The 25336-nt window shown below is 55.7% G+C and carries 21 protein-coding genes and 1 tRNA gene; 11 read left to right on the top strand and 11 right to left on the bottom strand.

All coding sequences use genetic code 11. The features are described from left to right. From ABIQ96_RS17995 to metK, 4 genes are all read right to left on the bottom strand, one after another. Window positions 1-357 carry an antitoxin Xre-like helix-turn-helix domain-containing protein gene (locus tag ABIQ96_RS17995; protein ID WP_348216014.1) on the bottom strand — a complete coding sequence of 119 codons (357 nt, stop codon included), beginning with the start codon at window positions 355-357 and terminating at the stop codon, window positions 1-3. 187 nt (window positions 358-544) lie between these two features. Then, on the bottom strand, window positions 545-1957 hold the full coding sequence (gene ahcY, locus ABIQ96_RS17990; RefSeq protein ID WP_348216013.1) for an adenosylhomocysteinase: 1413 nt from the start codon (window positions 1955-1957) through the stop codon (window positions 545-547). Window positions 1958-2035: 78 nt separating this feature from the next. Beyond that, on the bottom strand, window positions 2036-2422 hold the full coding sequence (locus ABIQ96_RS17985; RefSeq protein WP_348216012.1) for a four helix bundle protein: 387 nt from the start codon (window positions 2420-2422) through the stop codon (window positions 2036-2038). Window positions 2423-2467: 45 nt separating this feature from the next. After that, window positions 2468-3664 carry a methionine adenosyltransferase gene (gene metK, locus ABIQ96_RS17980; RefSeq protein WP_348216011.1) on the bottom strand — a complete coding sequence of 399 codons (1197 nt, stop codon included), beginning with the start codon at window positions 3662-3664 and terminating at the stop codon, window positions 2468-2470. Between the two features lie 65 nt (window positions 3665-3729). Between metK and ABIQ96_RS17975 the strand changes: the two genes are divergently transcribed. The 6 genes from ABIQ96_RS17975 to ABIQ96_RS17950 all read left to right on the top strand — a co-directional run bounded on the left by ABIQ96_RS17975 (window position 3730) and on the right by ABIQ96_RS17950 (window position 10397). Next, on the top strand, window positions 3730-4641 hold the full coding sequence (locus ABIQ96_RS17975) for a metalloregulator ArsR/SmtB family transcription factor (RefSeq protein WP_348216010.1): 912 nt from the start codon (window positions 3730-3732) through the stop codon (window positions 4639-4641). A gap of 195 nt (window positions 4642-4836) precedes the next feature. Further along, entirely contained in the window at window positions 4837-5505 is a 669-nt protein-coding gene (locus ABIQ96_RS17970; protein WP_348216009.1) for a phosphodiester glycosidase family protein, read from the top strand. 77 nt (window positions 5506-5582) lie between these two features. Beyond that, a complete protein-coding gene (locus ABIQ96_RS17965) occupies window positions 5583-5951 on the top strand; it encodes a hypothetical protein (protein WP_348216008.1) in 369 nt (122 codons plus the stop codon). 121 nt (window positions 5952-6072) lie between these two features. Continuing rightward, window positions 6073-7131 carry a LacI family DNA-binding transcriptional regulator gene (locus ABIQ96_RS17960; protein ID WP_348216007.1) on the top strand — a complete coding sequence of 353 codons (1059 nt, stop codon included), beginning with the start codon at window positions 6073-6075 and terminating at the stop codon, window positions 7129-7131. Window positions 7132-7264: 133 nt separating this feature from the next. Continuing rightward, window positions 7265-9346, top strand: coding sequence for a DUF5722 domain-containing protein (locus ABIQ96_RS17955; protein ID WP_348216006.1), 2082 nt, complete (start codon window positions 7265-7267; stop codon window positions 9344-9346). 469 nt (window positions 9347-9815) lie between these two features. After that, window positions 9816-10397 carry a hypothetical protein gene (locus ABIQ96_RS17950; protein WP_348216005.1) on the top strand — a complete coding sequence of 194 codons (582 nt, stop codon included), beginning with the start codon at window positions 9816-9818 and terminating at the stop codon, window positions 10395-10397. Between the two features lie 91 nt (window positions 10398-10488). Here ABIQ96_RS17950 and ABIQ96_RS17945 read toward each other — a convergent pair whose 3' ends face one another. Beyond that, window positions 10489-11391, bottom strand: coding sequence for a filamentous hemagglutinin family protein (locus ABIQ96_RS17945; RefSeq protein ID WP_348216004.1), 903 nt, complete (start codon window positions 11389-11391; stop codon window positions 10489-10491). A gap of 25 nt (window positions 11392-11416) precedes the next feature. Next, window positions 11417-15199: a chemotaxis protein CheB gene (locus tag ABIQ96_RS17940; RefSeq protein ID WP_348216003.1), complete on the bottom strand. Its 3783-nt coding sequence runs from the start codon at window positions 15197-15199 to the stop codon at window positions 11417-11419. Between the two features lie 326 nt (window positions 15200-15525). Between ABIQ96_RS17940 and ABIQ96_RS17935 the strand changes: the two genes are divergently transcribed. Next, on the top strand, window positions 15526-15762 hold the full coding sequence (locus ABIQ96_RS17935) for a hypothetical protein (RefSeq protein WP_348216002.1): 237 nt from the start codon (window positions 15526-15528) through the stop codon (window positions 15760-15762). 629 nt (window positions 15763-16391) lie between these two features. Here the strand turns inward: ABIQ96_RS17935 and ABIQ96_RS17930 are convergent. Then, a complete protein-coding gene (locus ABIQ96_RS17930) occupies window positions 16392-18164 on the bottom strand; it encodes a choice-of-anchor Q domain-containing protein (protein ID WP_348216001.1) in 1773 nt (590 codons plus the stop codon). 1181 nt (window positions 18165-19345) lie between these two features. Here ABIQ96_RS17930 and ABIQ96_RS17925 point away from each other — a divergent pair. Both ABIQ96_RS17925 and ABIQ96_RS17920 read left to right on the top strand, forming a co-directional pair. Continuing rightward, entirely contained in the window at window positions 19346-20512 is a 1167-nt protein-coding gene (locus ABIQ96_RS17925; RefSeq protein ID WP_348216000.1) for a helix-turn-helix domain-containing protein, read from the top strand. Window positions 20513-20526: 14 nt separating this feature from the next. Then, window positions 20527-21033 carry a hypothetical protein gene (locus tag ABIQ96_RS17920; RefSeq protein WP_348215999.1) on the top strand — a complete coding sequence of 169 codons (507 nt, stop codon included), beginning with the start codon at window positions 20527-20529 and terminating at the stop codon, window positions 21031-21033. 224 nt (window positions 21034-21257) lie between these two features. Here the strand turns inward: ABIQ96_RS17920 and ABIQ96_RS17915 are convergent, their stop codons facing one another. The 3 genes from ABIQ96_RS17915 to ABIQ96_RS17905 form a co-directional block, all read right to left on the bottom strand. Continuing rightward, complete coding sequence (locus ABIQ96_RS17915) at window positions 21258-21755, bottom strand: DUF2335 domain-containing protein (protein WP_348215998.1); 498 nt, start codon at window positions 21753-21755, stop codon at window positions 21258-21260. Further along, window positions 21748-21978 (bottom strand): hypothetical protein, encoded by a 231-nt coding sequence (locus ABIQ96_RS17910; RefSeq protein WP_348215997.1) that lies wholly within the window; start codon window positions 21976-21978, stop codon window positions 21748-21750. The genes ABIQ96_RS17915 and ABIQ96_RS17910 overlap by 8 nt, the downstream gene beginning before the upstream one ends. Window positions 21979-22366: 388 nt before the next feature. Beyond that, window positions 22367-22439: transfer RNA gene (locus ABIQ96_RS17905), tRNA-Lys, on the bottom strand. 294 nt (window positions 22440-22733) lie between these two features. Here ABIQ96_RS17905 and ABIQ96_RS17900 point away from each other — a divergent pair. After that, window positions 22734-23579 (top strand): helix-hairpin-helix domain-containing protein, encoded by an 846-nt coding sequence (locus tag ABIQ96_RS17900; RefSeq protein WP_348215996.1) that lies wholly within the window; start codon window positions 22734-22736, stop codon window positions 23577-23579. Here ABIQ96_RS17900 and ABIQ96_RS17895 read toward each other — a convergent pair. Continuing rightward, a complete protein-coding gene (locus ABIQ96_RS17895; RefSeq protein ID WP_348215995.1) occupies window positions 23576-24049 on the bottom strand; it encodes a hypothetical protein in 474 nt (157 codons plus the stop codon). The two genes, ABIQ96_RS17900 and ABIQ96_RS17895, sit on opposite strands and share 4 nt — an antisense overlap. Before the next feature lie 348 nt (window positions 24050-24397). On the opposite strand from ABIQ96_RS17895, the gene ABIQ96_RS17890 reads away from it, so the two are divergent. Beyond that, the gene (locus tag ABIQ96_RS17890) at window positions 24398-25330 is read left to right on the top strand and encodes a hypothetical protein (RefSeq protein WP_348215994.1); all 933 of its coding nucleotides are present in this window, start codon (window positions 24398-24400) and stop codon (window positions 25328-25330) included. Window positions 25331-25336 lie beyond the last annotated feature (6 nt).

The raw sequence follows: 25336 nt of genomic DNA, 5'->3' as shown, positions 1-25336 counted from the left end.
TTAGGAAAAAACACCGTGTTCCAAGCGCCCCAGCAATGCATCCACTTCACGGGCACCAATCTCGGTATCCGCATAGTCCAGCGGACACTCACCATGGAAGGAAATGGCCGGAGCCACCAACCAGGACCGTGCGCCTTCGATGCCACCGAGAGCGGCAGTGGCATGAGACAGGATGCGCGCATAGCGAACCAAACGGTCTGACTCTGCACGGTCCAGAGTTCCGAGCTTTTTCCGGCGATGAAGCGTGGCACGGGACATTCCCAGCCATGCTCCCATGCGCTCTTCAGTCACATTCAGCAGTTCCTGCATGGTGTGAAACTCGGCAAAGGGCAGCCCGTCACGAACCTTGTCGATCATATATGCCACTTCCGGTTCCCTGAGAACTGAAGATTCCGGTGGGATGTGATCCCAATCGCTCACGGGCTTTCGCTTCATGTGAAACAAATTAAAGCATTTTTAGAATCAAATCAAGGAGATTTCCTCAAAAAAACGGCCAGTCGTTCACACGACTGGCCGTTGATGAATTCAAAATCCGGAATTCGGATCAATAGCGGTATTGCTCGCCCTTGAACGGACCTTCGACCGGGACGTTGATGTAGTCCGCTTGTGCCTGCGTCAGGGTCGTGAGCTTGGCTCCGACTTTGGCGAGGTGCAAACGGGCGACTTCTTCGTCGAGGTGCTTTGGAAGCACGGTGACCTGGCCGGGCTTGTTAGTGGCGCGGTTTTTCCAGAGGTCGATTTGCGCGAGCGTCTGGTTGGTGAAGCTGTTGGACATCACGAAACTCGGGTGGCCGGTGGCGCAGCCGAGGTTCACCAAGCGACCTTCGGCGAGCATGTAGATGCTGTTGCCGGTCGGGAAGGTGTATTTGTCCACCTGTGGCTTGATGTTAGTGCGCTTCACGCCAGGAGCGTTGTTGAGCTTGTCGATCTGGATTTCGTTGTCGAAGTGACCGATGTTACAAACGATGGCCTGGTCCTTCATCTTCTCCATGTGCTCGAGGCGGATAATGTCGAAGTTGCCGGTGGTGGTGACATAGATGTCGCCCCAGCCGAGGGTGTCTTCGAGTGTTAGGACGCGGAAGCCTTCCATCGCAGCTTGCAGCGCGCAGATCGGGTCAACTTCGGTGACGACGACTTGGGCACCTTGGCCGCGGAGGGCTTGGGCGCAGCCTTTGCCGACATCGCCGTAGCCGCAGACGACTCCGACCTTGCCGGAAATCATCACGTCGGTGGCGCGCTTGATGCCGTCCACGAGCGACTCGCGGCAACCGTAGAGGTTGTCGAATTTCGACTTGGTGACGGAGTCGTTCACGTTGATCGCAGGAACGAGCAGCGTGCCGGCCTTGGCCATTTGATAGAGGCGATGGACACCGGTGGTGGTTTCCTCGGAAACGCCCTTCCAGTCCTTCACGATCTTCGCGAAGATGCCGGGCTGTTTCGCGTGGACGTCCTTGAGGAGGTCCTTGATGACTTGCTCTTCGTGGTTGCCGGAAGGGGTGTTGACCCAGTCGGAACCGTTTTCGAGCTCGAAGCCCTTGTGGATGAGTAGGGTCGCGTCGCCACCGTCATCGACGATGAGCTCAGGTCCAAGGCCTGCTGGATTGACCAGAGCCTGCCACGTGCACCACCAATATTCCTCAAGCGTTTCGCCCTTCCAGGCGAAGACAGGCACTTCCACGGCAGCGATGGCGGCAGCGGCATGGTCCTGGGTGGAGAAGATGTTGCAGGAAACCCAGCGCACTTCGGCACCAAGAGCGACGAGCGTCTCGATGAGCACGGCGGTCTGGATGGTCATGTGCAGCGAGCCCATGATGCGGACGCCTTGCAGCGGCTTTTCCTTGCCGTATTTCTCACGGGTGGCCATCAGGCCGGGCATTTCGTGCTCGGCGATTTCGATTTCCTTGCGGCCGAAATCGGCGAGGCCGATGTCTCTTACTTTGTAGTCTGTGAAGCTCATAATTTAATAGGTTGATTGGTGAATGGATTGGATGGAGACGGAAGACTTGGAGACTTAAGACACAAGAAAAGACGAAGATCAGAAGAAGAGGGACAGGAGGGAATTAATGATTCCTCCGCCTCCCAAGCGTTTGCGGAGACCTTCTATCATTGCGGAAACTTCTTTTGCTTCTTGAATGAGGGGAGTGGCGATTTCTGATGGAAACACGCCGGCACGGATACCGAAGTAAAGTTGGGTTCGGAGTTCGCCAGCGGACCCTTTTGCGATTGCTAGAAAACGCCGGAATTCCCGATCACTGTCCCTTTCCGCTCCTTCAGCGATGTTGGAAGGAACCGAAATGCAACAACGCGCCATCTGATCTCTCAAGGCATAAAGTTTGATGCCGTCGATCAATTCGAGCACAGAGACAGCCAGACGCGAACTCCGCTTCCAAACCTCCAGTTCCTCGAATTGATGCAACGACATCTTCTCTTAAGTCTTGTGTCTTATCGTCTTGAGTCTAACGGGCTATCAGCCGACTGCCTTCTTGAGGGCCGCTGCCTTCGCAGTGGATTCCCAGGTGAGGTCCTTGTCGTCCTTGCCGAAGTGGCCGTAGTTGGTGGACTTGGAATAGATGGGGCGGAGCAGGTTGAGTTGCTTGACGATATCGGCGGGCTTGAAGGAGAAAGTCTTCAGGATGCCGGCGAGAATTTTCTCATCGGAAGTGATGCCGGTGCCAAAGGTATCGACGTGGACACTAACGGGAAGCGGGTGACCGATGGCGTAGGCGAACTGGACTTCGCACTTGGTGGCGAGACCGGCGGCGACAACGTTTTTCGCAACCCAGCGGCCCATGTAGGCGGCGGAGCGATCAACCTTCGACGGGTCCTTGCCGGAAAATGCACCACCACCATGACGGCCGGTGCCGCCATAGGTATCGACGATGATCTTACGGCCTGTTAGTCCGGAGTCACCTTGAGGACCGCCGACGACGAACTTGCCGGTCGGGTTGATGAGATACTCGGTATCCTTGGTGAGCATGTTCTTCGGCAGAACTTTCTTGATGACTTGCTCGATGCAGAATTTTTCGATCACTGCGTGTTCAACATCGGCCGCGTGCTGAGTGGAAATGACGACGTTGACGATGCGGGTCGGGCGGCCATCGACATACTCGACGGAAACCTGCGACTTCGCGTCCGGACGGAGCCACTTGGCGAGCTTGCCAGCCTTGCGGATTTTCGTGAGCTCACGGCCGAGGCGGTGAGCATACATGATCGGCGCGGGCATCAGCTCGGGCGTCTCGTTGCAGGCGTAACCGAACATGATGCCTTGGTCGCCGGCACCTTGCTCGGCGTGCTTCTTGCCTTCGGCCTTCTTCGCGTCCACGCCTTGGGCGATGTCCGGGGATTGGGTGGTCAGGTAGTTGTTGATGAAAAGGGAGTCGGCGTGGAAGACGTCGTCGTTGTTGGTGTAGCCGATGCCACGGACCGCGTCGCGGATGACTTTCTCGATGTTGATCACGGAGCCGATCGGCTTGTTGCCGATTTTAGGGATGGTGATTTCACCACCGACGACCACCACGTTGCTTTTCACGAAGGTTTCGCAAGCAACCCGGCTCTTCGGATCGATGGCGAGGCAGGCGTCAAGAATGGCGTCCGAAATGGTATCGGCGACCTTATCCGGATGGCCTTCGCCAACGGATTCTGAGGAAAAAATGTAGGTGCTCATGTGCTTTTTAATTTTCGTATCGTCAAATCGTGATGCGTTGATGTATCATCCCACGCATGGCGTCAATGCTGAAATCTCTGAAGCTCCTTTCCGACCCGACGCGGCTGCGAATTCTGATGTTGGTGGAGAACGAGGAGTTGTCCGTCGCCGAGCTTCAGGAGGTCCTCGGTATGGGGCAGAGCCGGATTTCCACCCAGCTTTCGCAGCTCAAGGCGGAGGGGCTGGTCAGCGACGAGCGCAGCGGAAAAAACAATATCTACACCTGCACGGCGGATCCGGATCTGATGGAGGTCGCGCGGCTGGCAGCGGCGGAGGTCCCGGAAGTCGCTGATGATGAATCCGCACTGCGACATTTGCTGCGGAAACGAAAAGACACTTCACGCGCCTATTTCGACGAATTGGCGGGCCGTTTCGGCAAGGACTACGTGCCGGGACGTTCGTGGAAAGCACTCGCCGAAGCCCTGATTAAGATTTTGAATTACAAGGTCGTCGCCGACCTCGGTGCCGGTGAAGGGACGCTGGCCCAGCTTCTGGCGCAGCGTGCGGAGAAGGTGATTGCAGTCGATCTCTCGCCGAAAATGGTCGAATTCGGACAGGATCTGGCCACGCGAAACGGACTTACCAATTTAGAATATCGCATCGGCGATATCGAGGAACCGCCGATCGAAAACGACAGCCTCGACCTCGCCGTCTTAAGCCAGGCCCTCCATCACGCCGAGCATCCGCAGCGGGCGATCGACTCCGCATTTCGGATTTTGAAACCCGGTGGACGTTTGATCGTTCTCGATCTGCTCCAGCATCATTTCGAGGAGGCCCGCGAGCTGTATGCCGACCGTTGGCTGGGATTTTCCGAAAGCGATCTGGCCGCGATGTTGGAAAAAGCCGGATTTACACAGATCGAGACCATCGTCGCCGACCGGGAAACCGCCGCGCCGAAATTTCAAACGTTGCTCGGCATCGGCGTCCGCAGCGCCTAAGGATCTTGCCAATTTTCTCGCCGCGTGCGAGTTCAGCGCATGCGATTTCCGGCCGGAGCCCTGCTTTGTTTTTTGCTCGTGGGCTGCTTCCCGGCGAAGCGTGAACGCCCATCGCCGGAGCGGGAAAAATCTGTGGTCGCCTCCCCTGCTCCACCAGTAATTTCCACACCTTCGGCTCCTGCCTTATCACCCCGGTTGATCGCTCGCGAAATCGCAGGCATGCAGTTTGAAGGCGTTGCGTTTGACTCCCGAAATCACCGCCTCGTCGTCGTGGACCAAGCGGCAGGTCCCGGTTCGAAATACGAAGACTCAGCAGCAGCGGCGACCTCACTCCAAGGAATTGCCGCCGTGAATGCCGGCTTTTTCACTCCGGAAGGATCCCCACTCGGACTCGTCGTCGCCGACGGAAAAACCGCGGGATCCTGGAACACAGCATCCTCGCTCGGCAGCGGTGTCTGGTCTGAAAACGCTACCGGTGAAATGGGCATCACCCGTCGCGAAAAAATCGGTCGCGCTTCCGCATCCACCATGTGCGAGCTCATCCAAGCCGGACCTCTTCTCGTGGAAAACAACCAACCTATTTCCGGCCTCGAGGCCACCAAAACCAGCGCCCGCATTTTCATCCTCTGGGACGGCGGATCGCGCTGGTGGATCGGCCGTACCTCGCCCTGCTCGTTAGCCGCATTGGCAAATGCCATCGCCACCGACCAACCCGCGGGCTGGAAAGTCCGCCACGCGCTCAATCTCGACGGTGGAAGATCCGCAGATCTCTGGATTTCCTCCAGAGTCCCCGGTGGCCCGCTCACGCGGCGCACTCTCTGGAATCGTCCGGTGCGGAACTTCCTTGTGTTGGTCCCGAAGTGACGATTTCGCCGCCCAACGAAAGATGGACAGGAAATATTCCCGTGCTAGGCTTGAATTCTCCCCCCCGTATGAAACCCATGTCTCGGACATTTATTTTTCCTCTTGTCGCCGCCACACTCGGGCTCGTCTCGTGTGCGACCGTCAGCAACGTCGGTAAGAATTCCTTGGCATTTGTAAGGAAAACCTCGGAGGCCACGACCTCAAAAGTTTCCGAACTCGCTGAACTCGCCGCGGACAAAATTCAGCCAGCAGGGGTCAAAGTCGTCGAAGTTCGCGAAAAGGACCTCAAGAAACTTCCCACAGGTCAGGAAAAAGCCCTCGCCTACGAGAACAGCCACAAACGAGGCTTTTGGTTTTTCGGCGGCCCTGTCGATTTCAAGGAGCCCACCCTGCCCGAAGCCGGTGGCGAAATGGATGGCAGCCTGCTTCCTCCCAAGGCTCCCTGAGCTTGAAATACTGTCAGGCTAGCAATTCGCGGCACGGAATGCTCTGCGCAAAATCATGCACTTGTGGCTTGATCTTTAGCCGGTGGTCACGACGCTGGCGGCGGCCCGAAAGGGCTTTTCTATGGCCGAAATTAACCAGCAGCTGATCGCAGAGCGACTACAGATCTCAAGAGCCACCGTCTCACGTTGTTTCACCAACCATCCCGGAATCAATCCGGTGACTCGGGCCCGGGTTTTCCAAGTCGCGGCGGAAATCGGCTACGCTCACCTGGAAAACCGGACGACCCGGTCGAAAAAGAAGCCTGCGAAATCCACTTTCGGCGTCCTGATATGCTCGGATGAGGAGGAATACTACCGCACCGACTATCAAAACCCCAGCGAGCAGATCCTCGCCGGCGTCACCGAGTGCGCCCAACTCAACGGCGCGAGCGTCGAAGTCCATCTCGTGGATCCGAAAGCCCGCAGTTTGAGCGATCCCAGCTATACGCAAATCGAGAAACTCCGCCGCCGCTGGAACGGCCTGCTGCTGGTCTATCCGTTTCCCGATTCCATCCTCGATCAACTGGCGCTTCTGATGCCGCTGGTGTCGCTGGTCGAACAGTTCGATCACTCGGGAATCGATTGCGTCGACGTCGATCACTACAAGGGCATTTCCGCCGCCATCGAGCATCTGGTCGGACAAGGGCACCGGCGCATCGGATTTTTCACGCGCCGCTACGAAGTCGAGGCCAGTTGGTCGTTCCGCCGCTACGCCGGGTTCATCGAGAAAATGGTTAGACTCCGGCTGCCGGTTCTGCCCGCAGACATCATCAACGTTTTTCCGTCGCGCGAGCTCAACGAAGAGCAAAGCATCGAATACGCCGCCGAGCGCACCCGCGACGGCGTCACCGCGTGGGTCTGCGCCGCGGACCACCAGGCATACGACCTGATCCGCGGTCTCTATCAGCGTGGAATCAACGTTCCCGCGCATGTCTCCGTCACCGGCTTCGACGGCATCAAGACTCCCAAGGACTGCCCCGATCTGGGAACCATCCTCATCCCCTTTCGCGAGATCGGCGCGACCGGCACCCAACGGCTCGTCGAACGTGTCCGCAAGCGGTTCGGCTCGACCCAGCACGTGCTCATCGACTGCCCCTTCAAACCGGGTGACAGCGTCGGTCCGCCTCCTTCGAAAAAATAGGTGCGGCCCGCGTGATTGGAATCATAACCGCGATTCCGGTTGGTGGGATTTGTCGGCAAATTCCGGGTGAACGATAGAACGCCTTTCCGGCTCGTGTTTAGTCAGACCAACTGACGCCCCTCGCCCCTAACACATGAACCGGTTATCTATCCTCGCGGCAGTCCTTTTCCTGAGCTTCCACTCGTTACTCGGCGGCGCTCCCGTGCCATTGCGACTCGAACGTTTCGACGGGCCCTCCCCGGCATTTCAGGAAACCGGCGGAACCACTGAAATCCGTGGTCCCATGTCGATTCGGGCAACTCCCGCGACGCCTCTCACCTCCGCCGACGAGGTGCTGGAACTGGAATACTTCTGCGCGGGCGGCGTGCCCTCGTTCGCCGCACTGCCCGGACCACCGTTCGAAGCGAAAACAGCGCGGTATTTGCCCGCTCTCGGACACAGCGAAACCTGGACCCGCTATTCGGCAAGGATCGCGCCGCAAGGCAAGCCGTTGCCTACCGGATGGAAGGAACTCCGCTTCGATCTACCACTGCCGGCCTCCACCGTGCTGCAGCTACGCAACCTCCGTCTCCGGCCCGAGCAACCCGGTGAATTCGACGCCGTCGATTCGAAGCCCTCCGCCGCTGCGACGGAGAAATCGTTAGATTTCTATCTCGCCCGCCAATTTCCCACCGAGGTGAAAAAGGTATCCGTTGGCAAAGAACAGGTCCGCATCGAAGGCACCGCAGGAAAACAGTCAGGAGAACTCTATCTCGCCGACATCCCGATGGACATCGTGCTCGACGATTCCCGCATCTATCAGACGATTGTCGCGATCCAACCTGACAAAGACGGCTCATTCAAAATCGATGTCTCCCGTCACCGCCAGCGCGACGGTCTCGACTACGACCGACTCGTCTCACGCTGGCAACTCGTCCGCAAGACGTCCAACGGCTTTGAACCGCTCTCCCACGCCCGCTATGCCGAGTGGGTGGATTGCCGCTCACCGGGACTTCCCGCCGCCAAGCCAAAAAACAAAAAAGGTCTCGGCGGCTGGAATCGTGGCCAGCTTCCCAACGAACTTGACGAGCTGGGCATTTCCGCAGTCACCGTGAACGTGATGGTCCACTCGCTGGTCTCGCTCACGCCCGAACCCGGCACCATCCCGTTCCAGTGGCAGGGCCGGACCTACTATGCGCGGGAAAAAAATTTCGCGGAACTGGACGGGACGTTCCGCGAGGCAGCCAACCACGGCACAATGGTTTCCGTCATCCTGCTGATCGCCAACCCCGCCAAAAGCACCGACCCGGTGATCAGGATGTTAGGCCATCCGGATGCGCTCAAGGAGGGTATATTCGCCATGCCTAACGTCACCTCGCCCGAAGGGATTTCACTCTACGGCGGCATTCTCAATTTCATGGCGGAGCGCTGGTCGAGACCGGACGGCAAATATGGCCGCGTCCACCACTGGATCATCCACAACGAGGTCGATGCCGGCTGGGTCTGGACCAACGCGGGCGACAAACCCGCCGTCGTTTACATGGATCTCTATCAGCGCTCGATGCGGCTGACCGATCTCATCGCCCGCCAGTATGATCCGAACTCACGCCCCTTCATCAGCCTCACCCACCACTGGGCTTATCATGGTTCGGAGCATTGGTATGGCTCCAAGACGTTGATTGATCTGCTAGGAAATTTCACCAGTGCGGAGGGAGATTTTCCATGGGCGATGGCCTACCATCCCTATCCACAGGATCTCTTCAATCCACGCACATGGGAAAACGAACAGGCCACCTTCAGTTTTGAAACACAGAAAATCACCCCGAAGAACCTCGAAGTGCTGGACGCCTACATGAAACAACCCGCGCTGCTCTACCGCGGAAAAGTCCGGCCGGTGCACCTCTCGGAAAACGGTTTCAATTCGAAGGACTACTCCCCCAAGGAACTCGAAGACCAGGCGGCGGGCATGGCACTCGCTTGGAAAAAAATGGCGGCACTTTCGTCCATCGAGTCATGGCAATATCACAACTGGATCGACAACCGCGGCGAAGGCGGACTCAAAATCGGCCTGCGGAAATTTCCCGACGAGCCCGGTGCCCCTCTCGGAAGGAAGCCGATCTGGTTTCTCTATCAGGCACTCGGCACCGCGAACGAAGATGCGGTCGCCGCGCCCTATTTGAAAACTATCGGCATTTCGTCGTGGGCGGAGGTTGTCCACCGCGAGGCAATCCACTGACAAACGTCCGGTGCGACCGCCGGGGCTGGATTCCAAATCATAATTAAATTGCACAACTTACTATTTATTACTTGCATCACTGCGGAAGCCATGGCTTTTTCCGGCGTCGCAACATTCCACGGTACGAGCCGAGTTTGAGTTCCGAAACACACTTCGCACTTCAAATCCTATGAAAGCTCCCGACTCCAATCCACTCTCCGGTCACCTTTCCCGGCTGGACATTCTTTGTTGATGGAAATCCTGCCCGAGGGATCGGGCGACCACCTTGGATGATCTCGAAGCCCGGCAACATGCCCTGCTGAGAAAATCATCACCGGGTTCCAGGTCGCCAACCCTAACCCGACTCCATTCCGGCATTTCACCATTTCTGTGGTTGGCTGGTTGCCAAGGGTCCGCTCCGGTTCATCCCGGAGCGGACTTTGCCCGGAACCTAACAATCGCATCCTCTGACATTCAACTTTCAAACATCATGCACCTTCCCACACCTCAATTCTCCCGCCTGGTCACAGTTCTCGCCTTCGATCTCAACAACCCTTCGTTGGACTCCATGTTCGTCGCATGGGATCACATTGCCACCCGCCATCTCCGCAGTCTCTCGTCCAACCGGTCACTGGCCGGAAGGATCGAATCCGTCCGCCTGTTAGCGGTTCACGATGCGATCCTTTCCATCCTCCGGCCCGGCCATGGTTTCATCTTCAACGAACCCTCGACGGGCACGTCCCTAACGGCGGCTTTGGCGGCGACCGCCCAGGCATCCCACGATATCCTGTCGAGCGCCTTTGACTCTCCGGAAGACCGTTCGCATCTCGCCGACGCGCTTGAGGAAAGTCTGTCTCTCATTTCCGACAGGGCGGAAAAAGCCGTCGGTGCCGCTACCGGAGCTGCGAGCGCGGCCACCTTCCTGGCGACCTTCGGAACGCTGCGGACGGATCCTTCAATTTCAGGATCCAATTACCCGGCTTTTGGCGGACAGATTGGAAACCATTCACGTCACGGATCACTGTTGGATCGCAGTTCTTCGGATCGCGTTCTCTGGCCAAGATCCGCCTGATCACCCCTTTCAGTGGTTCGATCCACTGTTTCCCCTGGATCGAGGTCCGCCGGCAATCCGGTTGTGGCCTCGGTCCAGGGGTATTTTTTTGTTACTGGTCGTCCTCCTTCTTCTTCTCGTCTTCATCCTCACCGGACTCGCCGTAACCGATGACATCGACGGTGATGATCGACAGGCTGTTGTCCTCGGAGACTGCGGTTTGATCGGGTTGCTGCTCGCCTGGTTTCATCTCGGTATTGGTGACGGCGGCCGCGGCGTTGGACGCGCTGGTAACGGTGCTGATGCTCGGACCACTGACGGCGGTCGAAGGAGTTCCAGTGCTGGTACCGCCCGCCGAAATGTTGGACGTGTTCAAAACCACATGCGCGGAAATGTTGAGATTTCCGGAAACACGGATGCCCGCGTCGCCCGCATCGATGGTGCCTTCCGGATCAATCAAATCGACGTTGCCCGGCTCGACGCCCTTCACGGTGTCGAGCACGCCGATGCCGCCACCAGTGGCGAGTCCTGATAGATCGGTCTGCACCGAAGCGCTCTGCGGGTCAATCCGGACGCGGGTCGGCGATGCTGTCTGCACGGTTTTCGAAGAGGATCCGGCGGCAATATCTCCCTTGCTCGACCAGATGATTTCATTGCCATCGCGAGGGGTGAAGATCCGGCCAATCCCGATGTTCACATCGTTGTTGGCGAAGATGGAAATATTTCCACCGGAAGCTGTGATGATGCCCGGAGGTGCCAGCGTGCTGCCGGTGGTGGTGCTGGCAAGTGTGCCCCCCCCGCCCGGCGTCAGGATGCTGATGTCTCCGCCGTTGGATGTACGGATGTCGCGCGAACGAGTTAGAATTTCACCATCCCATGCGCCCTTCTTGTTTCCGAAGAGCACCTTGATCGCCGCCTTGGCTGTCCTGTAAATTTCCGGTCTTCGGATAGCTACGGCCCGTGTCGCGGATGATGCGGCTGAAGACTTCGATGGCGAGTCTGGCCTGCTTTTCATCTGATAGATCGCATGCCGTTGCCCTTTACACTCTTGGAGCGCGGATAACCGCACGGACGCCTTGCCCCGGCGTCCCTTGGAATTCAAACGAGCCTCCCAGATGTTTGAGTCGTTCGCGAAGACTGCTTAAGCCGGTCCCCTGATGGTTGCATTCCTCGCTGTCGAAGCCCAGGCCATGGTCACTGACGATCACTTGGAACTGATCGGGAAGGAAGCCGCTCAATTGAACCGTTGCCTCCAGGATGCCTGCATGTTTCACCACGTTGAAAAGGAGTTCCTTAACTGCCAAAAACACGAGGTCCCTCAATTCGCTGGTCCGCGCTTCAATCCCGGATTCGATCTCGCACTCCACCTTGAGCTGGTATTTGTCCGCCATCCAGATGCCGCAGAGCCATTCCAATGCCTTTCCGAGTCCTTCGCAGAGTACGGGTGGACTTAACTCGATGGCAAGGGATCTGGAATTCGCGAGCGCCTCGTCGATTAGGGCCACCAAGCTCCCCGTGTCGTCGTGAAGGTCCTCGCCGCCCTTGAGGTATCTCGCTTCGAGCCGCAATTTGGCGGCAACCAGAAGTTGCTGCAGTTGGTCGTGGAGAACCTGTGCCAAGCGCTTGCGCTCGCGCTGCTCCGTGGATGTTAGCTCGGAAGCCATTTGTGCGAGTTGATTCACCCGTTCGGCCAATTCGGATGTCCGCTCTTTCACGCGGACCTCGAGTTCATCCCTCGCCTGCCGGAGTTGCTCCACCGCGAGCTTCCGCGAGGTGATGTCTTGTGCGATCGCCGTCGCGCCGACCGTTTGGCCGGACTCGTCATTCATCAGGGAAACGGAAAGCGAGACATCGATGAGTTGCCCGCCTTTGCAGACCCGCACGGTATCGAACTGATCGATGCTGTGGCCCCTACGCAGTTGTTCCAACATCTGCCGGCTCTCCTCCTGCTTTTCAGGAGGAGCAAGGAGCGCTTGGGGATGCCCTTTGATTTCATCCGCCGTGTAACCGAAAATCCGTTTTGAGCCTCGGTTCCAACTAACAATATCACCCTCCATATTGAAGCTGATGATGGCGTCGTTGGAGGACTCAACTGCGGCAGAGAGCCACTCCCGCTCCTTTTCCGCCTGCTTGCGCTCGGTGATATCCACACAGGTGATGACAACTCCCGCGATCTGGTCCTCGGTGGTGCGATAGGGAAGGATCCTCGCCAAAAACCAATTTCCGTCGGTATCCCGCACTTCACGTTCCACGGGTGAAAGATGTTCGAGCACGAGTTCGGCGTCGGCAGTGATCTCTGGGTATTCCAAGCGGTGGGTGAGATCGGAAAGCGGGCGGCCCACATCGGACGGGATGAAATTGAAGAGTCCCGTGCTGGACGGAGTATAACGGTTGATCTGGAGCTTACGGTTCAAGAAAACCGTGGCGATTTTTGTCGACGCCATGAGGTTTTGCAAATCGCTGTTGGCACGGCCCAGTTCCTCCACCTTGCTTTTGAGTTCATGGTTAATGGTGATGATTTCCTCGTTGATAGACTGAAGTTCTTCCCGGCCGGTTTCCAGTTCTTCGGTCGCGGAACGCAGCTCCTCGTTCATGGCCTGCAGCTCCTCGTTGGAAGCCTTCAATTCCTCGGCGGAAGCTTCATATTGCTCGACGGTTTCCTTCCATTCCGCCCGCATCTGGTCGACCTCTTCTTCAAGATGACGGATGGTTTCGACATCCTTGGAACGCATCACCGCGGGCTCTTCCCCATCGCGTTCGGCATCATCGTGAGGTCTGCTTCTTGTCCGGAAACTCACCAGATATAATTCTGACGCCACTTGTTCCTGATAATGAACAGTGATGTCCACCCATCGCCTGGAACCTTGAATGTCCATGGGAATCGACTGAACCGTCACGGAGGAAGCCGATTTGGAAATCCGGAAAAGCGCGGCACGGAGTTCAGTCCTGAGATCCGGATGGATCATTCGCAGTATATTCACGGAAGTCTCGCCACCGTTGATCTGCAGAAATTCGGTGGCCTCATCGGAAATATGAACGACATCGTACTCCCTCGTGATCACCACGGATGGCGGGGCCGCCGCTTCGATCAATTTCTGATGGAGAGTGGAAAGGCTTTCCCGTGCCACTGCTGGCGCCGCCGGATCCTTGTCAGCCGAAGCCACCTGTTGCAGATCGGAATTAGTTCCGTTTCCTTTGAGGCGGTTTTTGTAGGCGAAGCTCAATGTAGCTGCCCCCGTGGGAACGGAAAGGCCGATCCGGTGGGTGGTCCGCCGGGTATAGACGCGGTTTCTCTTGTCCTTTTGTATGAACAAGTTGCTGGCATCCTCGGCGGATTCAGAAGAACCAAGAAAAAGATAGCCGGAGGGACGGAGGGCGAAGTGGAAAATATCGAATGCCTTGGCTTGGGCATTCCGGTTCAGATAGATCAACAGGTTTCTGCACGAGACAAGATCCAGCCGCGAAAACGGAGAGTCTTTAAGCAGGTCATGATGGGCGAACAAAATACTCTCCCGGATCGCGCGGCGGACGCGATACCCGCCGTTGTCCTTCGTAAAGAACTCCTTCAACCGGTCATCCGAAACGTCGGTAACAATCGTCGACGGATAGCGTCCCTCGCGCGCGATGTTGATCGCTTCCTGATCGAGATCGCTGGCGAATACTTGGATGTGAGGTGGATTTCTCAAGGTCGCAGCGTATTCGTGCAGAAGGATAGCGAATGAATAGGCTTCCTCCCCCGTCGCGCAGGCAGGGACCCACACCCGGACCTGCTCGGAAGATGTTTTCCCGCGGAACAACTCGGGCACGATTTCCTCGACCGCCGCGAACCCAGTTTTGTCGCGGAAAAAATTCGTCACGCTGATGAGCAGGTCCTGAAGCAATGCGGCCGTCTCCCCCGGATGAACCCGCAAAAACGCCAGATAGTCATCCAAGGTCGGCGTGCCGTTGACCTGCATGCGCCTGCCAATCCTGCGCAGGATCGTAGCTCGTTTGTAGTAGGAAAAATCATGCCCCGCCCTCGCGTTCAAAAAGGCAAGCACATCCCTCAAGGCCGCCTCATCCTGCGCACCGGCCTTTTGCTCGGGTATCACCTCATCGGCGGGCCCCTCGTCGGGCAATACGAGCAACGATCCGCTTTCCTTGTATTTTGCGAGCCGGGCCGGCATCTCCGCCACCGGGAGAACCCAGTCCACCATGCCGGTGGCGATCGCGGACGTCGGCATTCCCGTTTGCCCGGCTTCGGAGGGATCCTGGCAAATCGTCAACCCGCCGCGTTCCTTGACTCTCTTAAGACCCATCGCACCATCGCCGTCTCCGCCGGAAAGGACAATCGCCGTGGCTTTCACTCCGTGGGTATCAGCCAGGGTTCTGAAAAAAAGATCCACCGTCACATGCCTGCCCTTCGCCCGGATCATGTCGGTGGCTTGGAGTAAACCATCCACCATTGAGAAATGCTTGCCGGGAGGTATTACATAGACGTGGTCAGGTTGGATTTGGACGACGTCCTTGACTTCCATGACCGGCATGAAAGTGGAACGCTGCAGGATCTTCGCCATGGCACTTTCATGCTCGGGCGACAGATGAACCACAACGACGTAGGCTGAGCCTGTTGCGCCCTCGATCTTGGAAAAAAACACCTGCAGAGCCTCAAGGCTTCCCGCCGAGCCTCCAAGTCCAACCACCGGCACCAGTCGCTCGTTTGGTGCCAACGGGTCTTCCGCAATCACGTCATGATCCGGAGAGACGATTTCCGCAGCAGGCGCGTCAAGGGTCCGATGCTGTTGATCGGACGCATTCTGCGGTTCTTCGGGCTGATGTGTCATCGAATGTTGTAGTAACACCGACCATCGGCCACTTTCGGAGGCGGGGCAAGAATTCAAAAATATGGTGACCCGACATTCCCACACAGGATCCGCATGCGGCATAACCGTCCCTTCGGAGCCAAAGCACCCTAACACCTCTCCGGTCATGCGGCCGCCCGCTTCAACTTGAGTGCCACGAGAAGAATGTTTTCAAGATCGATCCGTTGGGCGATCTTAAGGAACCGTCCTAGTACGATTCCCAAGGTCTTCCTAGGCAAATTCCCAGTTCGGGCGTAATCGGGCCGCAGTTACTTGAAACGGCGGAATAGTGGTCTCTATTCTGCGGGATGGACCAGACCGAAACCGCCAGCGAACTCCGGACGGCGAGCCAAATGGCCGCCATCTACGGTGTCTCCCCTTCCACCTTCACGCTTTGGTATGACAAGAGGATCGTGCCGGGCGAGTTCACCAAATCAAGGTGCCCCCGCTTCGACCCGGAGAGAGTTGCCAAGGCACTCAAGCAATACGCCCGCGAGAATCCCCAACAGCATCCGAAAAGCAAGGTGCCCAAAGATGTCGGCTAACAGGATAACGACAGGCAAGGCGAGCAACAGGTTACTTCGGGGGAAAACTCTCCGCCATTGAAACGTAGGCGCAGGCACTGGAGAAATTTCGCGGCGACTCTGATAGACACACCTTGGAACGGATCCGTCCGAGCACGAGGAAAGTGCCGCCGTATTGTGCGAACAACTTTCGGAAATGGGCGCGGTCCCCGATTTCGGGCCGCGGGGCGACGTTAGGAAGAGGCTGACTACGGTGTTTTCAACGAATTACCCCGGCTTGGATTCGAACCAAGGACCAATTGATCGAGAACAACGATGTTAGATTCCATTTTCTGATGATGCTATTAGACACTGAACCCTTATTCCATAAGGCTTTGAAAGCTGCTACAAGCACTGGAATCCCGACAGCTCTTTGATAGACAAACACGAAGCAATTTGAATTCATTCTCTTAGTTTCCGCGCAATTTCCAGAAGCTTTTGCTACCCGATTTTACTACCCTAAAAAACCCGTGCCAGAAAGGTGGCGGCACTCTAGAGCTACGGGTAAGACCGTCGATCAATCAGGTTTTCGACGAAAATATTCAGCGAGGCTTGGAGATCGTTGTCCACATTTTCCGAGTCCGAAAAGGAGCATGATGGAGTTGCCAGAGCTATTCCGGGTCGAACTCGGCTTGAAATCGGTAGAACGCTTTTCCCGGCGGCGGATTTTTGTCGGTCACGACGATTTTCGAAAGCGTGCGGTTGACGCCGATCGTGCCATTCATAGTGGTGTCGGCGGTGCCGTCAAAACGGTAGATTTCCAGGAAACTGCTCGGAGCCAGGGTCGCGCTTCGGGAGACAATCCAGCGGGTGCCAGGGAAAGCTCCGAGGGGATCGATACCGAATTCAATAACGGTTTGGCCTGAGATATTCAGAGCGAATGCGAGGTTGGCTGAGTCGGCGCAATCCGGGAGTGCGGGGTCGGTTCCGAGAGCCCGTTCGACGCCGAAGGGGGAGCCGTCATGGTCGCCATCCGTGGTGAAAGCGTTTGAGATGATGGCGACCGTGTCCCCGCCGCCTTGTATTTCTACTGCGCCTATGTCCGGGATCGTATTGGAATCGCCGTTGCCGTCCATTACACGGGGTTGGCCGCGTTGATCGAAGGATTCGGCAGCTCCGACCCCGGAATCGATGGCTGGGCTTCCAGGAAGGGGCGGCATGGTTTGGGTGGGGCCACCGTAGAATGCGAGCGGTGCCAGGATGGGAGGAGCCGCCAGGACAGTGGGTCCGGTGGAGAGGTCGGATCCTGCGAGATTGGACAGGAGGTTGACTCCCTGAGTCGTGACGGTGCCAAGGTGGTTGAGGATATCGGATCCGCTGGCGCTGCTGTTTCCCGCCACGATGGAATTTCCGAGAGCTAAAGTGGCGGTGAAGGCGGAGTAATCTACGTTATAGATGCCCCCGCCCTCGGTGACTGCGGAATTGGCCGAGACGGTAGAGTGGTTGAGGGTGACCGCCACGTTGCCACTATCGGCATCGTTGTAGATACCGCCGCCTCTATAACCGGCGGAGTTTTCCGATACGGTGGAATCGTTGAGAGTGACGGTGGCGTTGCTGCTGCTTGCTAGACCTCTATTGTAGATGCCGCCCCCGGAGAAACTCGCGGAGTTCCCCGATACCGTGGAACGATTCAGGACGAGTCGCGCGGCTGCCACGTGGAAATCGGCCGCGCTAAAGTTGTAAATGCCCCCGCCGAATGAATCACAGTGGTTGTCCGAGACTGTGGAATCGTTGAGCGTGACAGGGACGTAACTATCACCTCCGATGACTCGGACGCCGCCGCCAGGGGAGTTGCGGGTGATCGCGGAATGATTGATGATCGTCGTGATCGTTCCGGAACCGCTGTAATTGTAGATGCCACTGCCGACATTTTCAGAGACTTCGCAATCGGTGAGAGTGATCGTGGCTACATTCACCCCGCCCTTATTGACGATGCCGCTGCCTTGATTTCCGGAGACGGAGCAGTTGTTGAGCGTGACCGATCCGCCAGAATTGCAGATGCCGCCACCATCGGTCAAAGAGGCCGTTTTGCCTCCCGTGAAATTCAGGGAACGCAGGGAAACATCGCTTCCGATGGAGATTCCGAGAACGCGGTGGTTGGTGGTGGCACCGTTGGCATCAATGGTGATACGGTCCGCTAGGGCGGAGGCGTCGATGGTGAGGGACTTGTCGATGGTGAGTTCAGCGCCGCCGAGGATGATGGTGGCTCCGGAAAGCACAGGGGCAAAGGTAACTGTGTTCCCCGATCCGGCGTCTATGATAGATTGGCGCAAGGATCCAACCCCGGAGTCGTTCGTGTTGGTGACAAGCTGGTCGGCGGCGCGAGCAACGCAGACGCATAGGAGAATCGCCGAGGTCAGCCAACAGGCAACGGGGTTGTTCATGGCAATTTTCTTAATACTTGGCTTCGAAGGAAAGTCTCCGAAGAAAACCTCCCTTTCCGCTGAAATGTAAGAATTTCAGCTTAAACGGACTGTGGGCTTAGGCGGTTTCTATCAAGCGGCGGCTTCGAGGGCAAGGGGGAAGCGCCGAGTGAGCAGTGAGAGGTGAGCAGAAAAGATAGGAGGTGACGGACATCTAAAAAATGGCTAAATGCGACACCAATTTTCACGGATCGAGGCGTCAATGTCAGCGGTAATTACGATATTACGCCCTTTGGCTCACGCAATCGCCACCGCGTTATCTGCCACTTTCTCTGCGCTCCTTAGCGCATCGGGAACCCTGCATCTTTGGAAAGCTTTCTCTTTCGACTCCTCTCCCAACAAGGATCCTTCATTTTCCATCGCAATGTTAGCGGAGTCTTTTGGGCAAAAAACGTCTTAAATTCGCTATTTCACGACCTGAAATTGCTACTCTTCGTTAGAAGATCCAACCCGCAGATTCGCAACACACTCATCATAAGTGACCTGCAAAGTACCCCGGCTTGGATTCGAACCAAGGACCAATTGATTAAGAGTCAACCTATCGAACTTAGAGAACATTTCACCAAATTACTTATAATGATAAAGTTATAGATATTTTAACGTTAACAAACAACATCGGAAATTTGAGCCTAAGCCCTTGATTTTCTTAGTTTCTGCGCAATTTCGCCCTAAATTTGTTACCCGGTTTTGTTACCCGATATCCAGATCATGGAGCAGTTGACCAGTGGTCAATTGGTCTGATCGGCTCTCCAAAATTTCTGATGCCGGAATGAGTGCTCCCTTGATTCAAAATAGGCTTCTCGCCACGGAAGGTCGAGAACTCCACTCGACCGGTCGACTCGGCAATTTAGTCGTTGGTAACGCCGGGTCGCCAGCCGTCATGCGGTGGCGAGATCTCCGGCGATGATGAAGTGCGAATGCATCCAGATTTCCTTTTGGGTCAGATATCGAGAACTAGACTCGACCGATTCACCCGAGGATTTTCCAGTTGGAAGACGAAGGGCCGGAGCGCATGTAGCCGCAGCCCGCTGAAACGCAACGTTGGGAAACAATATGCCAAAAAATCGCATTATCGGGATAACCCGATAATTGAATTGACTACCCCCTGCTTGATATGCTTTTCTGTGGCCGAACCCAATCCCATGCCACCTGAAATCACAAACCTAGCCGTTGAATGCGTGAAAGAGGCTATGCGATTAGCAAATTTCACACAGGAAACGCTCGCGGACCTGCTGGGTAGGCCCCAGTCCGTAATCAGCGAAATTCTGAATGAAAAAAGAGCTATTTCCCCGGAGTTGGCCGTAGAGCTCGAAGTTGTATTCGGTCCAAAACTTTGCGGTGAGGTGCTTCTCACGTTACAGGCGAAACACCTGCTGCACTTAGCGCGAACGGTCGGGAAAAAAGACGACATCCGAACCAAGGCAAGACTCCAAGAGGAATTCCCTATTTTAGAAATGGAAAAGAGAGGGTGGATACCCAAATGCAGCGACGTTGGGGAAAAAGTGAGAGAGGTCCTTGTTTTCGCCAGGCAATCACCTCATCTGGATCAGATCATCCCTCCGTTCGAGTCGCCAGCCTTTGCGAGGCAGTCGGCAACCCTCGGCTATCTATCTCCGTGCAGCCGGAGCAGTCGAGCTTGGCAGTACCGCGTGAGGGAATTGGCTGAAATGACACCTGCTCGCGAATTTGATCACGATCGGTTTGTAGCAGAGGGGCTTTCGGAGCTAAGGAAACTGGTTCGAATTGCAAAGGGAGTGGCTGAAGTGCCTCAGATGCTGGCAAAATATGGAATCCGTTTAGTGATCGTGGAGCACCTCGACAAAACGAAGCTCAACGGAGCGGCTATGTGGCTCGACTTGGAGAAAGAAAAAATGCCAGTGATCGCTCTGACCTTGCGTTACGGGAAGATCGACAACTTTTGGTTCAATCTTGCGCATGAGCTTCAGCACATCCGCCATCGTCATACCCTTTCGATCGATTCGGAAAATATGGAAGACATCGAGGATCCATCTTTGCTGCAGATTGAAGAGGAAGCGGAACGAGATGGTTCCAACTGGCTAATTCCCGAATCACGCCTGCGTTCTTTCATCGAACGCAGAGCTGGAAGAATCAACGACGAGAGTATCCTGGCGTTCGCCGAGATTGCCAATGTCCACCCCGGGGTTCTGGTCGGCATGCTCCACCACATCGGGGCAATACCATACACCAAATTTTCGAAGATGAAAATCGACGTCAGAAAAATGGCTCTGATGTCTTCGATGTCCGATGGCTTCGGTCAGCCGGCAGCGAAAGCCAGAAAAACTCTATAACAGAAATCCAAAAAATGAATCTATCTAAAGTTAATCCAAGTGAGCTTCTCAAGCTCTATCAAGCATTTCACCCCGGTAAGCCTTTCACACCGGAAGACGTCCGTGCATGGGGTCTGAGTCATGGTTACGACGTAACGCCGGTCGTCGATCTAGAAGCTGCCGCATTAAGAAAAATCAAACAGGCAATCAAAAAATCTTCGTTTACTGACCCGCAAGGAAGGAAGGTTCCCATGTACATCAGCGTTGGGAATGAAGAAGAGTCACTCCCACTGTGGAGCGAGCTCGCAATTACTCCTCACAACATCGTGCAAAAAAGCGTTAACATGTCTCGGACCAAAGCAGTCCAGACTCTAGCGCAGGCTCAGACCGTAACCGATAGCTATAACGACAACTTCAACCTCTCGGGAGAGGATGTCCGGTTGAATCTTATTGTGGAGGAGGATGTGGCAGAAGAAATCATCATGAGACGGAATCGTGGGAAGAATAAGGACTCGTTTGATGATGAGGATGGCGAAGATTGAAAGGCAACGTAGAGACTTCAACCTAAGATGGGGATCTCAGGCCCACCACCGACACCCAGAGAATAGCCGATGACTGGTAGTGAATCAGTTTGAAATTTGTTTCAATTTTGCCAAAAAAATCCGGGGGCTGCCCACTTTTTGACGCATGTTTCAACCCGGACTTTATCAATGATTCATAAAGTCCGAAATTAATATTAATTTCGCAGACTCACCCGGAACTTGGGCTAATTGTCTTTGGACTTTTTAGCCAAGTCCTTTTTCATGGAGCTTTTGCCCAATATAAAAGCTGTGGCAACTCCCACGATTGTCGTTCCAAACACCGTTGCGCCTACCCCAGCGTGGCCCTCTAAAGTAGTCCAAACACCAGCGGCAATAAGTGCTAAGACGGAAATCATGGCGAAAATCTGTCCGCATTCTCCCTGCCTATTCTGGCTGGCAACAGTTTTCGCCTCGATGCTTATCCTATGAGCTGACTGCGCTTCAGCCATTCGCATTACACGGTCTGCGCCATTTTCCATGACGTCATTGAATCCTCCCAGCATTTCGGGACTGGGAATAGGGCCAGAATAAATGCTCGTCCTCTGCTGTGAAGCAACAAGGGTACCCCGAACTGTCTTAACAAGGCGGTCTCTCTCGTCTCTTTGGAGCTTATTCCACCCTTGTGGAATACTTGCTCGAATCAGAGTTTCTACTTCACGCTTTTCTTCCAGATGGTCACTCATGCGCCTCATCACAGGCCAATGTTCTTATTGTTTCAAGAACGATAGCACGATCCATGTCTTGGCCGATAATGCGCCAATCGGAACGAAGGGCGCGTGCATCTGCAAGATCTGGGGTTTGTGAGCGGTTGAAATCAAAGTAGTTTCCCGCTATTGCAAACGCAGAGCCAGCACCCGTGATAAATGAGGATCTGGCAGTCAAAAAGTCTGTGGAGGCTTCTCCCATAAGGACAGGCAAGCGGTTTCACTTGCTGAGGGACTCTACTCGTTTGCTTGCACGGTGCAAGCAGGATTCTCCGCGTGTGCAGAAAACCCCTGCCTACCCCTGCTACCTATGCAGTTCAATCCTCATACGGGATTCTAGGCCTCTTCACCTCTGGATTGCGCCCGCCGCTCTGTGGATCAAGATACCAAGGTGTGAACGGAGCTTGCGGCGTGTAGGTTGCTTTCACCGTGCGTTTCTTGCAGCGAAGCGGGCGATTTTAAGGCACAATAAGCCTATTGTTACTCGTCAGCATCCAAAAGCGGCCATTTTTGGTACCCCAAATTGTTACCGGCGGCTTAAAGGGTGTTAGCTCAATCTTACAACTCGTTGATTTCGAGCGAGAAAGAAGTACCCCGGCTTGGATTCGAACCAAGGACCAATTGATTAAGAGTCAACTGCTCTACCAACTGAGCTACCGAGGCTTTACAACACGTGATCACTGCCAGTTGGCGGCGGCGACGCCAGAGGTGTAGCAACTCCGGCGATGAGGGCAACCGTAAAATGTATCGGATTCACGCATTATTTTCGCCATGCAAAAGTCGTGGACCACGGGGGCACTTAAGCAAAAACAGCGAGACCGGCATCCCGCGGCCCAGGAGTTCCTGCCGCGCCGGACCTTGCCGCCTGCCTGCTGATCGGACCAACGGACTTCGTGGGACTTCTATCTCTTTGGACCCAAGCTTGCGAAAACGCGTGGAACATGCTAAAAATCCGTCGTGACGCGTTGGTTGTTAGCGATTTATCTATCTGTTACCTTCTCTCAGGCAGGCGAGGAACTCAGGAAATTCGCGGGCTGTAGGCTGGTAGAGACGGAATGGGCGGACGGCGACAGTTTTCCGGTGAAATTTTCCGACGGAAAGCAGCAAACCATCCGGCTTTATGGCGCGGACTGCATCGAAATGCACGTGAATGGCAACGATTCGAACGCGCGGCGCTTGAGGGATCAGCGGCGCTATTTCGGCATTGCCGATATTCTCATCGCAAAATCCCAAGGTGAAACCGCCAAATTGGAAACCACCAAGCTACTCTCCCAACCGTTCACGGTTTATACCAGCTTCGCCGATGGCCGGGGCGACAGCCGGTTCGAACGGATTTACGGCTTCGTGGAAACCTCCGACGGCAAGAACCTGGCTGCGGAACTCGTGTCCAAGGGCCTGGCCCGCGCCTTCGGGGTGGTCCACCAACTTCCAGACGGAACCAGCGGCACCGAGTGGCGGGAGCACCTCGCCGATATCGAGCTCACGGCCGCCCGGGCGGGTCGCGGGGCTTGGGCGATGACGGATTGGGAGAAACTTCCGGATTTCCGAAAACAGGCGCGGGAGGAAAACTCCGAGCTGGAAACCGCCAAGGGAACCAAGCAGGCCGTCGAGAACAAACCCGTCGATATCAATCACGCATCGCGGGACGAATTGATGACATTGCCGCAGATCGGCGAGAAAAAGGCGCTCAGCATCATCGAGGCGAGGCCTTACAAGGATATTCAGGACCTTCTACGCGCCAAAGACATCGGGCGATCCGTACTTGGCAAAATCACGCCCTATATCGTCATCACGCCTCCTTAAACCGCCTCGGCCCGGAGCTTCCAGGCCGTATCGCGTTTCAAGAGGAATTCCCGTCGCGTCCCCTTCCCTCTTGCGGCTTCGCCATGCTCGACAATTAGACGGATTTCCCCCGCATCGGAGTCCAGACTCAGGATCCGGAAAACCGGTTCCCGTCGCATGCGCAGGAAACAATGCAACGGCACATCGGGATGGGCGGCATTCCACAAATGCCTCGCCGGGGCGAAATCCGGGACGTCGGAGAGCGCGACCAGAACCTCGCGCAACAATCGGGCGCTGTGCTTCCTGACGAGCTTGCCGGCCGCCCGTCGCGCTAACAGACTCTCCACCCAGGCCGCTGCAGGATTCTGATGATCCTCCTCCATTTCCTGGATCAACTCCCGCGCGTGCAACGCCATCAAGGCGTGCATTTCCTCCCGTTCAATTTCACCACGCTCGAAGCTGGTGAAAATTTCTCGTGGAGTCGGCAGCATCGGGATCGAGAGGGGTTTCGTTCGAGAGGAAATATACCAAAGCCAGTGGAACCCAATCGCGGCGATTATCAATTCCCATTTCCACGATCGAATCCTTCAAAACCACCACTCCAAAGAATCAACTTTTGAGATTCAGGAAGTGATCTTTGCGTCCAATCCGCAAATTTGTAAAAAATCCATAATTTCCAATTTCTCCTGATATTTAACTAATCCGAATCTAAACACAAACGTAAGTCATTCAATATAAACAAGAAAAGATCCACCCGACAGTAACCACCTCAAGTCAAGATCATCAAGAATTGCCAAACAACATTTGGTAAACTTGAATTTCGTCGTTCCCCCCAACTTATGAAACCACCTGTGTCCCCCCACATGGTTGCTCTACTGATTCTCAGCGCGATTGCTCCGCTTTCCGCCCAGAATCTCGAAAGCACCCCAGCCTCCCCGGAGATTGCCAAAGCCGACGCTGTCAATGACGCGCCACGGTTCCACGGGAGTTCCGATCTTCCGGAGAAATACGAAGTTCCGGAGATTGAGAAAGCCCAGGGCATCATCCCCAATGGCAAACCGGTTTTCGCCGCGCAAGATGTGCGCAATCTCGACACCCGCGCTTCGAACGAGCAAAAAGTCGAATCGGTGATCGATCTGAGCGTGCTGCGCAACCCCTCCCCCTTTCGCAAAGTGGCGGTCAGCACCGGTTCACAGCCCTATGAAGTCTCGACCGGCAGCCTGCAAAACGGCCTCGCCTTGATTTCCGCCGTCTACCGCGAATCAGGCAAAAAGGAAGCGGTCTCGGATTGTTCGAAGGTTGCCCTTTCCGTCGAACAACGGGTGAAACTCGATGTCGCCAAGGTGCTCGAAGTGGTTCAATCCGAAGTGGCTGCCAATGCGGGTTGCTCCTGTGAAGTCGTCAAAACGGCGATCAAGTCCAGCGACGCCGATGTCCAACTGGTAGTTTCCATCGTCGAAACCGCGATCACCGCTTCGCCGGAAAACATGCGGATGATTTCCCAATGTGCGATCGCCACCATGCCGGAAGCCGTCGCCGAGGTCCAAGCGCTCCTTGCCCGTCTCGACCCCAACAGCGGCGATGCCGACGTCTACAGCTCCAAGAGTTCAAAAGACTCCAAGGATGCGAAAGACGCCAAGGTCGCCGCAATCGTTGCTCCCGAGCCACCGAACCCACTCGACCTTCCACCGGCCTATCCACCAATCCTGCCTCCTCCGATTTTCCCACCCCCGGTCACCGACGTGAATCCTCATTCAGGACATTACAACTGAAGCGTC

The sequence above is a fragment of the Luteolibacter sp. genome, assembly GCF_039920825.1.
Classification (GTDB): domain Bacteria; phylum Verrucomicrobiota; class Verrucomicrobiia; order Verrucomicrobiales; family Akkermansiaceae; genus Luteolibacter.
Note: the sequence above shows the minus strand (reverse complement) of the source record. Positions and strands in the feature narration are given on the sequence as shown.

What these genes read in the sequence shown, in the direction of transcription:
- ABIQ96_RS17995 (WP_348216014.1), bottom strand. Translation starts at nt 357, where the DNA reads ATGATCGACAAGGTTCGTGACGGGCTGCCCTTTGCCGAGTTTCACACC.
- ahcY (WP_348216013.1), bottom strand. Translation starts at nt 1,957, where the DNA reads ATGAGCTTCACAGACTACAAAGTAAGAGACATCGGCCTCGCCGATTTC.
- ABIQ96_RS17985 (WP_348216012.1), bottom strand. Translation starts at nt 2,422, where the DNA reads ATGTCGTTGCATCAATTCGAGGAACTGGAGGTTTGGAAGCGGAGTTCG.
- metK (WP_348216011.1), bottom strand. Translation starts at nt 3,664, where the DNA reads ATGAGCACCTACATTTTTTCCTCAGAATCCGTTGGCGAAGGCCATCCG.
- ABIQ96_RS17975 (WP_348216010.1), top strand. Translation starts at nt 3,730, where the DNA reads ATGCTGAAATCTCTGAAGCTCCTTTCCGACCCGACGCGGCTGCGAATT.
- ABIQ96_RS17965 (WP_348216008.1), top strand. Translation starts at nt 5,583, where the DNA reads ATGTCTCGGACATTTATTTTTCCTCTTGTCGCCGCCACACTCGGGCTC.
- ABIQ96_RS17960 (WP_348216007.1), top strand. Translation starts at nt 6,073, where the DNA reads ATGGCCGAAATTAACCAGCAGCTGATCGCAGAGCGACTACAGATCTCA.
- ABIQ96_RS17955 (WP_348216006.1), top strand. Translation starts at nt 7,265, where the DNA reads ATGAACCGGTTATCTATCCTCGCGGCAGTCCTTTTCCTGAGCTTCCAC.
- ABIQ96_RS17950 (WP_348216005.1), top strand. Translation starts at nt 9,816, where the DNA reads ATGCACCTTCCCACACCTCAATTCTCCCGCCTGGTCACAGTTCTCGCC.
- ABIQ96_RS17945 (WP_348216004.1), bottom strand. Translation starts at nt 11,391, where the DNA reads ATGAAAAGCAGGCCAGACTCGCCATCGAAGTCTTCAGCCGCATCATCC.
- ABIQ96_RS17940 (WP_348216003.1), bottom strand. Translation starts at nt 15,199, where the DNA reads ATGACACATCAGCCCGAAGAACCGCAGAATGCGTCCGATCAACAGCAT.
- ABIQ96_RS17935 (WP_348216002.1), top strand. Translation starts at nt 15,526, where the DNA reads ATGGACCAGACCGAAACCGCCAGCGAACTCCGGACGGCGAGCCAAATG.
- ABIQ96_RS17930 (WP_348216001.1), bottom strand. Translation starts at nt 18,164, where the DNA reads ATGAACAACCCCGTTGCCTGTTGGCTGACCTCGGCGATTCTCCTATGC.
- ABIQ96_RS17925 (WP_348216000.1), top strand. Translation starts at nt 19,346, where the DNA reads ATGCCACCTGAAATCACAAACCTAGCCGTTGAATGCGTGAAAGAGGCT.
- ABIQ96_RS17920 (WP_348215999.1), top strand. Translation starts at nt 20,527, where the DNA reads ATGAATCTATCTAAAGTTAATCCAAGTGAGCTTCTCAAGCTCTATCAA.
- ABIQ96_RS17915 (WP_348215998.1), bottom strand. Translation starts at nt 21,755, where the DNA reads ATGAGTGACCATCTGGAAGAAAAGCGTGAAGTAGAAACTCTGATTCGA.
- ABIQ96_RS17910 (WP_348215997.1), bottom strand. Translation starts at nt 21,978, where the DNA reads ATGGGAGAAGCCTCCACAGACTTTTTGACTGCCAGATCCTCATTTATC.
- ABIQ96_RS17895 (WP_348215995.1), bottom strand. Translation starts at nt 24,049, where the DNA reads ATGCTGCCGACTCCACGAGAAATTTTCACCAGCTTCGAGCGTGGTGAA.
- ABIQ96_RS17890 (WP_348215994.1), top strand. Translation starts at nt 24,398, where the DNA reads ATGAAACCACCTGTGTCCCCCCACATGGTTGCTCTACTGATTCTCAGC.